11 protein-coding genes and 1 pseudogene are annotated in these 11229 nt (G+C 52.4%); 6 read left to right on the top strand and 6 right to left on the bottom strand.

Annotated elements, in window-relative coordinates; all coding sequences use genetic code 11:
- Window positions 1–300: 300 nt before the first annotated feature.
- The 6 genes and pseudogenes from L9O85_RS00460 to L9O85_RS00435 form a co-directional block, all read right to left on the bottom strand.
- Complete coding sequence (locus L9O85_RS00460) at window positions 301–810, bottom strand: DUF4368 domain-containing protein (RefSeq protein WP_276756296.1); 510 nt, start codon at window positions 808–810, stop codon at window positions 301–303.
- A 230-nt stretch (window positions 811–1040) separates the two neighbouring features.
- Window positions 1041–1163: pseudogene (locus L9O85_RS00455) on the bottom strand (hypothetical protein); the annotation flags it as partial.
- Between the two features lie 210 nt (window positions 1164–1373).
- Complete coding sequence (locus L9O85_RS00450) at window positions 1374–1880, bottom strand: recombinase family protein (RefSeq protein WP_301579163.1); 507 nt, start codon at window positions 1878–1880, stop codon at window positions 1374–1376.
- A gap of 89 nt (window positions 1881–1969) precedes the next feature.
- Window positions 1970–2164 carry a hypothetical protein gene (locus tag L9O85_RS00445; RefSeq protein ID WP_276756292.1) on the bottom strand — a complete coding sequence of 65 codons (195 nt, stop codon included), beginning with the start codon at window positions 2162–2164 and terminating at the stop codon, window positions 1970–1972.
- 37 nt (window positions 2165–2201) lie between these two features.
- Window positions 2202–2348, bottom strand: a complete 147-nt coding sequence (locus tag L9O85_RS00440) for a hypothetical protein (RefSeq protein ID WP_276756290.1) — start codon at window positions 2346–2348, stop codon at window positions 2202–2204.
- A 1311-nt stretch (window positions 2349–3659) separates the two neighbouring features.
- The gene (locus L9O85_RS00435; RefSeq protein WP_276756288.1) at window positions 3660–4658 is read right to left on the bottom strand and encodes a LysR family transcriptional regulator; all 999 of its coding nucleotides are present in this window, start codon (window positions 4656–4658) and stop codon (window positions 3660–3662) included.
- A 182-nt stretch (window positions 4659–4840) separates the two neighbouring features.
- Here L9O85_RS00435 and L9O85_RS00430 point away from each other — a divergent pair, with 182 nt between their 5' ends.
- From L9O85_RS00430 to L9O85_RS00405, 6 genes are all read left to right on the top strand, one after another.
- Window positions 4841–5839, top strand: a complete 999-nt coding sequence (locus L9O85_RS00430; RefSeq protein ID WP_276756286.1) for a 4-hydroxy-2-oxovalerate aldolase — start codon at window positions 4841–4843, stop codon at window positions 5837–5839.
- 2 nt (window positions 5840–5841) lie between these two features.
- Window positions 5842–6798: a 2-hydroxyacid dehydrogenase gene (locus L9O85_RS00425; RefSeq protein ID WP_276756284.1), complete on the top strand. Its 957-nt coding sequence runs from the start codon at window positions 5842–5844 to the stop codon at window positions 6796–6798.
- Between the two features lie 119 nt (window positions 6799–6917).
- A complete protein-coding gene (locus L9O85_RS00420; protein WP_276756282.1) occupies window positions 6918–7481 on the top strand; it encodes an HD domain-containing protein in 564 nt (187 codons plus the stop codon).
- Window positions 7482–7544: 63 nt separating this feature from the next.
- Window positions 7545–8366 (top strand): MBL fold metallo-hydrolase, encoded by an 822-nt coding sequence (locus L9O85_RS00415; RefSeq protein ID WP_276756280.1) that lies wholly within the window; start codon window positions 7545–7547, stop codon window positions 8364–8366.
- 27 nt (window positions 8367–8393) lie between these two features.
- Window positions 8394–9695, top strand: coding sequence for an SLC13 family permease (locus tag L9O85_RS00410; RefSeq protein ID WP_276756278.1), 1302 nt, complete (start codon window positions 8394–8396; stop codon window positions 9693–9695).
- Window positions 9696–9854: 159 nt separating this feature from the next.
- Window positions 9855–11183, top strand: coding sequence for an SLC13 family permease (locus L9O85_RS00405; RefSeq protein ID WP_301579160.1), 1329 nt, complete (start codon window positions 9855–9857; stop codon window positions 11181–11183).
- Window positions 11184–11229 lie beyond the last annotated feature (46 nt).

The raw sequence follows: 11229 nt of genomic DNA, 5'->3' as shown, positions 1-11229 counted from the left end.
ATCGCATAAATCTTTAGCGGGGAGATCTGCGGACGGCAATAAGTCCTCTCAACTCCCTACTACAACTTTTACGACTCAAAACGGAACTTTTATTTTCCGGGCGTTTTGTACAAAGTTTTCCGAGAAACATTTTACAAATGGACATAGCCTTTTCAGCAGGGATAGAAGCAACCGCTCCCAACGCTGCAAACAACTTCTTACATACTAAAAAACGGGCTGGCAGAAGCGTCTGCGCTGATAAGGATGTTTTTGGGTTCTAAACATGGCCCCAGGATGTTACGGCATCCTGGGGCCGTTTTGTCATGCCTGGCCGATGAAATTGAAGTAAATATCAACCTGCTGGGTGTAATGCTTTTTCTTGTACCGCCCGGAGCGTTCGTGTATCTCAATCCGCTGGATAAACTCCCGCACCAGTTCCGGCGTCAGTTCTGTAATATCCGTGTACTTGTCCACCAGCCTGTGGAAGCGGTCGGCGTTCAGAAGCGTGTCTTGCCGGTTGGCAATTTCATTTCTGAGCGTTTCCGACTTTGCCTCCAGTTCCGCCTTTTCCTGCTCATAGCCTTTTACCAGCGTTTGAAACTGCCTGTCGGAGAGATGACCCAAAGCCAGTTCCTCGAAAGAACAGCGGAACAGCGTTTCCAAGTCTTTCAGCCGCCGTTCTCCCTTGTCCAATCCCTGCTGTTTGGCGGCTAGTTCCTTTTTGGCCCGGCTCTGATGGCTGCTGGTGAGGCGCTGGAACAATTCACCCCAATGCTCCCTCGCTTCGGCAGACACCCGCTGGATCTCGCTGAGTACAATCTGCCGCCGCAAGGCCGCCGCTTTAATGGTGTAGGGCGTACAGTCTTGCCACACACGAAGGTATATCGGCTTTCGTCCCAGCTTCCGCACCGGCAGAAATAATGCCGTGAGCCGCAGTCCTTGCAGTAGACCAGCCCGAAGAGAATATCCTGCCGCCCCAGCTTGGTAGGCCTACGTTTGCCCTGCCGCACCCGCTGGACGATTTCCCATGTGTCCAGAGCAATCAAAGGCTCATGGGTCCCCTCAAATCGGAGTATCTTGTCCGGCGGGTTCAGATGGCTCTTTTTGCTCTTGAAGGATGGGGTATAGGTCCGGCAGTTGATAGTGTTGCCGATGTATTCCTCATGCTCCAGAATACCGGCCACTGTACTCCCAGACCAGGCATAGGGCCTGTCCGGATTCAAAGCGGAGTGGCGGACACTTCTGGTGCGGTAGGCGTAGGCGGGGTGAGGACTCGTTCCTGTGTGAGCATTCTGGCGATCTTGTCCGGCCCCAGCCCGCCGGCGCACAGCTCAAAGATACGGGACACCACAGGGGCGGTTTGTTCATCCGGGACTAGATGCTTTGGATTTTCCTCATTCTTCTTGTAGCCGTAGGAGGCGGAGGTCCCGATGCGCTCTCCCCGCCGCCATGATGACCGTCTTCACCTTCTTGCTGGTATCACGGGCGTGCCACTCGTTGAACGAGTCCCGTACGGCGATGCTGTCATCAATGCCGTTGATCGTGTCCACGCCGTCGTTGACGGCGATATAGCGAACATGGTACTGGGCAAAGGTTTCTTCCAGCAGGATGCCTACCACCAGCCGATTCCGGCCCAGGCGGGAGTGGTCTTTGACGATAATGGTAGACACCCGTCCCGCCTCTACCTCTGCCATCATCTCCAAATAGGCCGAACGGTCGAAGGTGACACCGGAGTATCCATCATCCACAAAGGACCGGAGATTCTGAAAGCCGTTCCATTCTACGTACTCTTTTAAAATCTGTTTTTGATTGTGTATGCTGTTGCTCTTTCCGGCCAGCTCGTCCTCCTGGCTCAACCGGCAGTAGAGAGCGGTCATGGTTTGATTTGACCGAAGTTCCATGCTGCTCCTTTCCGTGTGCGGTCAAATCGGTTCCCTTGGTTTGTGACAGCTTGATTATACTGGAAACCGACCGCCGCGTCCAGGTGTTTTTAATGGGCGGACCGGAGTTCCTTTTCCATAAGCCGAATGAGTTTATCCGTAACGGCGGCGGCGCCGCTGTCCCGGTAGTGCCGGGTGATCTGGTAGACCGCGCCGCCGATTGTCATCGTTGTTCTGTGTAATTCGGTTTTCTGTTCAGCAGTTCGATTGTGTTCGTCACAATGGAAATTGCCGGAAGCCTGCATAACTTCCCTCCCTTCTCACAAAATGGGGTTTTCCTGCTTAGTCATCATCATCGGTGTCATAGCTGTCAGAGTCGTAGTTGACAAAGTCAAAATCAGGGGAATACATCTCCTCGTAGCTTGGGTCTCGCCTGGCCGGAGCGTGCCGCTTCGTGCGTTTGACAATGGCACGGTTCAACTCGCTCATGCTGGATTCCAGCAGTTTCCTCCGTCCGCTGGCGTAATCCAGTCCCATTTGTCTGGCAATACGCTCGATCTTCTCAACCGAGGTATAGCGGTCCTGATCCACAAGCGTGGTCGCAAAAGCGAGATTCGCATAGTAAGCACTGGCCGAAAGGATGGTCAGCCGGTTCAGAAGTGCGGCGATGCGGCCGGTCTGCTGTCTTACAGAATGGGCAATTTCTTCACGGATGATGTCCCGCAGCGGGTCGGTCTGACGGGCATAGTCCTCTCCGTTCAGCCCCAGTTCCGCATAGCGGCGCAGGAGTGTGGAAACGCTCTGGTGGTTCTGTTTGGCCCGCTCACCCAGGCGTCCGACGAGGGCCTTGGGAAAGCAGAGTAGGTTCCCTGCGGCTCAATCGCGCCTCCTTTCTCCCGAAAACGCTGTAAGGCGGTTTTTCGGGACGGTTTCAAAAATCATACCTGTAAAGTCCGTTGAAAGCACTGCTTTCAAGCGGTAATTCCGCCGTCTGGTAGGACGGCTATTCCTGCCTTAACCCGGAAAGCTCCGCTTTTCCGGGGATAAGGCCCTGCGGGGCCGGTATTGACGATCCCCCCGTATCATAAGAGTGGCATCCTTTCTGCCCGGCAAATGAAAAAGCCATACACAATCCGAAACTGTCTGTTCGGGCCGTGTATGGCTTCCTGTTTTTGATCTTCCGCCGAACTGCTTTGAGATGTAGACAGGGGGTGCAGTTCAGTGTGTTGTCCTTCTTCCTGTCTTACAAAGAGAGTAGCGCGAAGAAGGGGATTTGTCAAGAGGAATTTCCGAGGGGGCTCTGCATGGAAAGCCATTTCGATTTTCGATTATCTGGCAACGCTTATGATAATGAGCGTAATTTGCGGTCTGGGACAATGCAGATGGTGAAATATGCAATAGAACGGCATCGGCAGTTAATCTATATTTACCCAGACACAGCAAATGCAGCTGATTTTTTTCAAATATAAACGATATTCACTATTGAGATTTAAGTAGAGTTTATTATCTGCGCTAACCATAACAAAAATTCCCCCGCTTATAAAACCCAACCTTGATCTAACCGACTGTCTGCCATACTTCAATTACGATGTTAAACATCGAATCAATTTTATGGAGGTTATTTTATGAAACTCAAAACTATGGTAAGCGGACTGTTGGCGGTTAGTGTCCTGACTGTTGGATCTATACCGGCATTTGCCACAAGCAATATATAATAGGTTGAGTTGGTAAATTGATTTACTATCGTAAGCGCAAAATAACAATAGCGCCAGCCTACATCTCGGGTTGGCGCTGTTGCCATTAGTTTAGGCCAGATATATTCAGCTTCGTATCTGGAAGCCAAATTCGCTCCAGTTCAATAGCTGCAAAAAAAGCCTGGGTCAGGGAAATAAAGTGCTGGGCCGGCTTGGAGAGATACCGGTGGCGGTTGGTGAGCAATGTAATTTCCCGCTTGATAAAGTCCCCGTTGAGAAGCAGGGGGAAAGCGTGCAGGGGCGGAACGCCGGCCGGCCGGTTGCGCAGATGGTCACTGAGAATCATTCCTGTGGCAAAGAACGCGGCCGTTCCCTGAAAGTACAGGGCGCGGAATATCTGTGGATATGCTGTGTTCAAAAGTACGTTCGGAGCCACCCCTGTCTCCTCATAGCAGGACAGAATCACCCGGGACAAAGGAATTCCGTCCGAGGGGAGGGCCACCGGCAGTCCGGGAAACTCCGCCATGGTAATCCCATCCTGTCCGGTGTGGAGCAGGTCCTCCGCCCGGTCCGGAGCATACGTCCGGAGCAGGCCGTCCGACATGCACAGGTACAGGCCGTCTGTCAGCAGATGGGTCGCCTGCAGCTCCGGATTCTGGGACTGAAACACCCCCACGCAGAAATCCATAGCGTTGTCCGCCAGCTGCCGCTCCTGCAGGTAAGAGGGCCGGTCGGAGATCCGGACGCTGACGCCGGGATAGGTTTTGGTAAAGTCCCGCAGAATCTCTGGGATGAAAATGGCGGCCCGGGGCGTAGAGATTCCGATGTGCAGCCGCCCGGAATCCTCGTCCGCCACCGCCTTCAGCACAGAGAGTATGTTGCTCTCCGAGGCCACCGCCTCCTTGGCGTAGGCCAAAAACAGCTCTCCCTCATAGGTGAGCTGCACTTTCGGCTTCCGCTGAAACAGCTTGCAGCCGCATTTGGATTCCAGCCGCGCGATGTGGCTGCTGAGATTCTGTTGGGAGAGAAACAGACGGTTGGCGGTCTGTGTAAAGTTTAAATCCTTGGCAGCCTCAGTGAAATAGTACAAGCTGATCGTATCCAACCGCAACACTTCCTTTCCGTGAGGCCGTCCCTTTGGTCAAAATAAAACAAATAGGGACCAGACCACAAAAAATTTTTGGGGGACCTCCAAATTATCTATGTTTTACATTTTACCACATTTTTTGTATTTTAAATATAGTAAAAACCACACATTTTGTGCCATCTTATGGAGGGAAACTGCACATGAAAATTATGGATTGCACTCTGCGGGACGGAGCCAACGTGGTAGGAAACGGCTTCTCCCCGGAGCTGACCAAGATGATGATTGAAGGGCTGTTGCGCAGCAACATCCGCATCATTGAGATGGGAAACGCCAAGGGCCTGGGCGCCACCGAGAAGGGCTCCCCCGCCCCCATCAGCGACGTGGCCTACCTGGACCTGATCCACCCCTATCTGGGCCAGGCGGAGATCGGCATGTTCTTAAACGCCAAGCGGTTTGAGGCGGACAATGTGGCCATGGCCGCGGACAAGGGCATCTCCTTCCTGCGCCTGGGCGCGGACGCGGGGGACGGAGCCTCCACCTATGAAAAGGCCGCTGTCATCAAGCAACACGGCATCAAGGTGCGCTACTCTTTGATGAAGGCCTATCTGCTCACCCCCGAGGAGCTGGCCGAGGAGGCCGCCGGACTGGAAGCCCATGGGGTAGACGAGGTCACCATCATGGACTCCGCCGGCACTATGCACCCCGCTGACGCCGGAGCGTACGTCGAGGCTCTGAAAGCCCGGGTTAAGATTCCTGTGGGCTTCCACTGCCACAGCAACCTGGGTCTCAGCGCCGCCAACGCCCTGGCTGCGGCGGAGCACGGGGCGGACATCCTGGACTGCGGCCTGCTGGGCATGGCCCGCAGCGCCGGCAATATGCCCACCGAGCTGGCGGTGGCCCTGATGCACCAGCAGGGGAAGGCCCTGGACGTGGACCTGTACAAGCTGCTGGAGTTTGAGGATCAGGAGCTGATTCCCGCCATGGAGAAGGAGGGCTATCACGCCCCCCTGAAGCCCAAGGACCTGATTCTGGGCTATAGCGGTGCCCACTCCTCCTTTATGAGGACCTTCAAAGCCGTGGCCCAGGACTGCGGCGTGGACCTGTACCACTTGATTGTGGAAACCTCTAAGGTGGACCGCAAGTCCCCCTCGGAAGATCTGATGCGCCAGGTGGCCGCACAGATCAAGGAGGTGAAGTAACCGTGAAAATCGCACTGGCTGGTCCTTATCCCGTCGGAACTCTTGAACAATTCCAGGAACTCCTTCCAGCGCAGGAATTCTTCTCCGTTGCGACGCAGGAGGAGTATGAGGCCCTCGCCGACGTGGACTGTGTGGTGGTCCGGGTTCTGAAAACACCGGAGTCTGTTCTGGCCAACAAGCCCAGTCTGAAGGCGGTCATCCGCTGGGGCGCCGGATATGATTCGGTCGACATCCAGGCCGCCGGCCGCCGGGGGATTCCCGTCCTCAACACCCCGGGTGTCAATGCCTATACGGTGGCCGAGCTGGCCCTGGGCATGATGATCACCCTGAACCGCAAGGTCCTGGGCTACTGGAGCAACGTCCAGCGGGGCAATTGGGACCGGGGCGCGTTTACCTCCCTGTCCCTGAACCACAAGACCGTGGGCATCGTGGGCGGCGGAAACATCGGCCGCCGGATGGCCGCTCTGGTTCAGGCGCTGGGCGCCCAGGTGATTTACTTCGACGCCTTCCGTCTGGCTCCGGAGCGGGAGCAGGCCCTGTGTATGACCTACGCTCCTCTGGAGGAGCTGGTGGAAAAGGCCGACCTGATCTCCCTCCACGTCCCCCTGCTGGACAGCACTCGCCATATCATCGGCGCGGAGCAGCTCGCCCGTATGAAGCCTGATGCCTGTCTCATTAACACCGCCCGCGGCGGTCTGGTGGACGATGCCGCACTACTTCAAGCGCTCCGAGCGGGACAGCTGGCTGGCGCGGGTCTTGATTGCGTAGAGGACGAGAATTCTTCAGTTACCCAAGGGCTTATGACAGCCCCTAACGTTCTGATCACCCCGCACATTGGGGGATCCACCACGGATTTGGCCGATGCGATGATTCCCGCCGTCGCGGCCTCTATTCAGAGCGTTTTTGAAGGAAAAGATGTAAAAAATGTTGTAAATAAAGCATATTTGCCCGCGAACTGATTTAGAAAGCCGGTTCCGATGATAAGTAATATAAGTTGCACCTCTCTTTAAGGCGGCGGTAAAACAATTGGTCGAATGCAGCCGGGATGACGAGTGTGTCCCGATGGGGGAATTGCAGGATGGTTTATGAAGATATCTATAAAATTTTTCCGGAAATACATGAGATAAAGGACAAGGTATTGCAGCAAAAGAGCGCTGACGCGCTGATATCTGCGATGGAAATCGGGGGATGGGATGGAGAGAGCGTTTATCTGGCTCCCGTTACTATGAATTGGCAGGGATGTACCTGCAGCTTAGTTGAGCATATTCGTTTGGTTACTCGTATGTGCATGGATGACTACAAGCATTTAAAGAAGTTTTATCAAGCAAATGGCGTTGAATTTGAATGGGATATTATAGTTTGTGGCGCACTGCTTCATGATTTGGGGAAATTTACAGGGTTTGTGAGACGAAATGGCGTGATAATGCATGGTGAAGACGCTAATTTGCTGCGCCATCCCTTATCTGGTGCAATTTTGGCTGCGAAAGCCGGACTGCCGGACAAAATTATTCACCTAATTGCAACGCATTCCTTTGAGGGAGAGCGCTCCTATCAAACTGCGGAATCGGCATTTGTCAGGGCAATTGATGACTTTGTATTTAAATGCACAGTCTACGGCCTGAAGCAGGGACCGGTTGGTTGATCCGCGAATTCTTGGGACATCCGTATAAGAATATGTTGTGATATTTGAAAGGAGAAAAAGGAAATGACAATCGACAGCTTTAAATTCCGCTACATCAACGCACAGTGCTATGAATTTATTTTGCCCAACGGAAAGCATTTGATTACGGACCCGTATATTACCCCCACAAACCTGGTTGGATTCAGGCCCTTTCATGTCGACGAAATTGAGCAGTGCGACTATATACTATTGACCCACACCCATTATGATCACACCTCTGACATCGGGAACCTCTACAAAAAGTTCGACTGCAAGGTGTTCTGCAGCGGCATGGTGGCTTCTGAGCTGGCTAAGTATTTTCAGGTAGCGCCGGGCAGAATTTATCCTTTTGAAAATATGGATACGTATGAAATGGAAGACTTTTCCCTCATGACGGTTCGTGGAAAGCATTTCCCCATGCTGAATATCAGTTTTGAGCCGGGAAGCTTTCCCGACAGCTTCGGCGGCCCGAAGCACGATGAACTAAACTTTATCGGCACAATCTTCTCCTATGATTTCTGCCTGACCTTTAAGAACAACATACGGATCATGTTTGTCAGCGGCTTGGACGAGATGAATAATATTTATCAGGTGGCACATGATTTCAAACCCAATGTTCTGTTCCGACATACGGCTGGAAGTGTTTCTGCGAAAGATTGGGCGAAAACGATTGCCCGCTACAACACGCAGGTTGCGTTCCCGAACCATCAAGACAATCTCTACAACGGGAAATGGAGTAAGAGTATGGATGAATTTTCATCAGAAATCCAGGCCGAATTGAAGAATTTGGGCAGCATAACACAGTTCATTAATCCAGAGCCCTACAAGTGGTACACGATTTTGATGGGAATTTCCAAGGAAGATTGATTTTTGGAGATACGGAGGAGGCCGACAATGAATCAGCTCATCATTTCGATAATTATATTCGTAATTACAGTTATTTTGTTCTTTTCAGGAAAATTCTCACTGGGCCTGATTGGCCTGTGTGCTGCGGTTGCACTGCAGCTGACAGGCGTGCTGGACGCCGCAACCGTGTGGAACAACTTTACCAACGAAAGTGTGGTTATGTTTGTTTCTCTGTTTGTCCTGTCTGCCGGCCTCATGAAGACCAGATTGATTTCAAACTTCGTTGAAAAACTAGCTAAGCTGCAGGGAAATGAACGGAAAGTCCTGTGGGGCTGTCTGATAATCACCATGCTGCTTGCTGTGTTTATGAATGCTACAGCCGCGGTGGCAACGATGCTCCCCATGATTACGCTGATCTGTGAACGTTCTGAAGTCAACCCCAAAAAGGTTATCAAGCCTTGCTGTGATATGGCAAACTTATGGGTTGGGGCCCTGCCACTTGGGGTGGGAGCAAGTACTTATCTGACCACGAATCTGACCATTCAGCAGATGGGCGGGACCCAGGAAATGGGGATTTTGGATACGATGATTCTTAAACTCCCCGTGCTGATTGCGGTATCAGTTTACTACTTTCTCTTTGTGAGAAAGTTCCTGCCGAATGACCTGCCTCTGGCAATGCGTGCAGAAATGTCTGGTTCTTCCAACAAGCATGGGGAGGTTCAGCTTAGTCCGGCCAAAGAGAATATCGCTTATTTTCTGTTCTTTGGAACAGTCGCCTGTATGGTGGCGGGAAGCCTGCTCGGATGGCCGATTTCTACGTTTATGTATCCGGTTATCGGCGGCATTCTCATGGTGCTGACCGGTGTGCTGACGGCCCAGGAGGCCACCAAGAGCATCCCGCTTGAAATGGTGTTTTTGATTGGCGGTATGCTGAGCGTAGCCAATGCGCTTGGTTCCACCGGCGGAGCGACACTGATTGGTGATGCTGTGTCTAAGGTCCTTGGAGGGACTACCAATTCTTATATCGTCCTGGCTGTCCTTTTTGCTGTGCCGGCCATTATGACCCAGTTCATGAACAATATACCGGTTGCCCAGGCATTTACTCCAATTGCGATTGCAACCTGCTTTACGGTTGGTGTAGACCCCCGCTTAGGTGCCACGGCAGTGGGTTTTGCGGCAACTGCGTCTATTATGACGCCGATGGCTGCGGTTGCACAATCGATGGCAATGGGGCCGGGGGAGTATAAGCTTATCGACTATCTGAAGTGCTCGACCATTCCGATGCTGATTTACTTTGTCGTGCTGCTGATCTGGGCCCCGCTGGCTGCAAAGCTGCTTTGGGGTGTCTGATACGACTCCGTTCATCGCAGACAGACCGGAAAAGACCACTCCACAGGCGTAAGGCAGATATACGTTTTTCGACACAGAGCGGACATTCAATGCAGCCAGAGCGGCCAGACGCACTTGCTTTGAACAATCCAAATAACGAAAACGAAAAGGAGAGATAGTATGGAAGCGATACAGATTATACAAGGTATGAATCTCACGCAAATTGCAAATCTGTTTTGCCTTGTTGTCCTTTGCGTCGGTTTACTAAGTGGGCGGCACCCCCTTGGTCTGGTAGCCATGACCACTTGCGTTCTGCTTGTCCTCACCCAAGTTTTGACCATTGAGGAGGCTTTTGCTGGGTTTGCCAACCAGACGGTTGTCATGCTTTCCTGCATGTATGTCCTCAGCTCCGCCTTCAGCCGCACCCCTTTGATGACAAAAATCCGCGGACTAATGGGGACGTTGCAGGGAAAAACAGGCTTTATCTTGGTCGTCGGCGTTTTCGGTGTCTGTTTTGTCCTGGCCCAATTCCTGCCCAGCGGCGTCACCGTACCGCTGATGGTTACTTTCCTCGCCTCGCTCGGTGATACCGGGGGCGATGTTACCCCTAGCCGTCTGATGTTTCCCTGTATGGGCATTGCCAGCTTTTGCTTGGGCTCTCTGCCCATTGGCCTGGGTGTGGGCGCACAGGCCCAGATCAATGCGTTCTATGAGGGGATGATTACAGATCCCAGCCAGCTCTGCCAGTTCCTGGACCCTGCGCTGTTTATGATAATTCCCAGTATCCTCTGCCTGCTCTTTTGCATCTTTGGGTACAAGATTCTGCCCAGAGGCGGCGTCGTGTCTTCAAAAGATACGGGAAAAAGCGCAATTCACACCGGCGGTGAGCCTATCACGGGGATTGGAGAGAAAATTGTCTACTTCTGCTTCTTTGGCACAGTGCTTTGCCTGGTTGTATTCAGCATGCTGGGCAGTGACCTTGCGTACATTTTCCCCGCAGTATCGGTCTTGATTCTCTACTTTACCAAAACGATGACCCTTCCGGATATTAAGAAAAGCCTAACCGGCACAATTGTGTTCATGGTCGCAGGTGTACTGATAATGTCTGATGCCATGGCAAAGACCGGGTTGGGCGATGTCGTTGGTGAGTTGATTCTTACCTTGATTGGAAAAACCGCCTCTCCGTACTTTGCCCTTTTTGTTTTCGGCGTTTCTGCAATTGCCATGACTACCTTTATGTCCAATTTTGGGTCCTTGGCGGTGCTCACTCCGCTGGCCGTATCCACCGCTATTTCGGCTGGCTGGAATCCTCTTCCTTTTGTTTTGATAGTGAAGCAGCTGGCTTGGTGTGACATTTTACTGCCTTCCGCCTCCTCTGCCGCCGCCACAGGGCATGCTGCAGCTGGATATAAGCTGGGCGAGAGTTTACGCTTCTCGATACCTTTTGTTTTGCTTGCAGTAGGAGGATGTATGCTCTCTACGGTTCTGTTCTTCCCTATTCGTAGCTGAATGATTTGGGGGACACTTAGTTTTAATTTATTTTATCAATAAGAAA

The organism is Lawsonibacter asaccharolyticus, from assembly GCF_022453915.1.
Lineage (GTDB): Bacteria > Bacillota > Clostridia > Oscillospirales > Oscillospiraceae > Lawsonibacter > Lawsonibacter asaccharolyticus.
This window is presented reverse-complemented; position numbering and strand designations above follow the sequence as displayed.

Coding starts and splice junctions, on each gene's coding strand:
- L9O85_RS00450 (WP_301579163.1), bottom strand. CDS start 1,880: ATGGAACTTCGGTCAAATCAAACCATGACCGCTCTCTACTGCCGGTTG.
- L9O85_RS00445 (WP_276756292.1), bottom strand. CDS start 2,164: ATGCAGGCTTCCGGCAATTTCCATTGTGACGAACACAATCGAACTGCT.
- L9O85_RS00440 (WP_276756290.1), bottom strand. CDS start 2,348: ATGAGCGAGTTGAACCGTGCCATTGTCAAACGCACGAAGCGGCACGCT.
- L9O85_RS00430 (WP_276756286.1), top strand. CDS start 4,841: ATGAAAATTATGGATTGCACTCTGCGGGACGGAGCCAACGTGGTAGGA.
- L9O85_RS00420 (WP_276756282.1), top strand. CDS start 6,918: ATGGTTTATGAAGATATCTATAAAATTTTTCCGGAAATACATGAGATA.
- L9O85_RS00415 (WP_276756280.1), top strand. CDS start 7,545: ATGACAATCGACAGCTTTAAATTCCGCTACATCAACGCACAGTGCTAT.
- L9O85_RS00410 (WP_276756278.1), top strand. CDS start 8,394: ATGAATCAGCTCATCATTTCGATAATTATATTCGTAATTACAGTTATT.
- L9O85_RS00405 (WP_301579160.1), top strand. CDS start 9,855: ATGGAAGCGATACAGATTATACAAGGTATGAATCTCACGCAAATTGCA.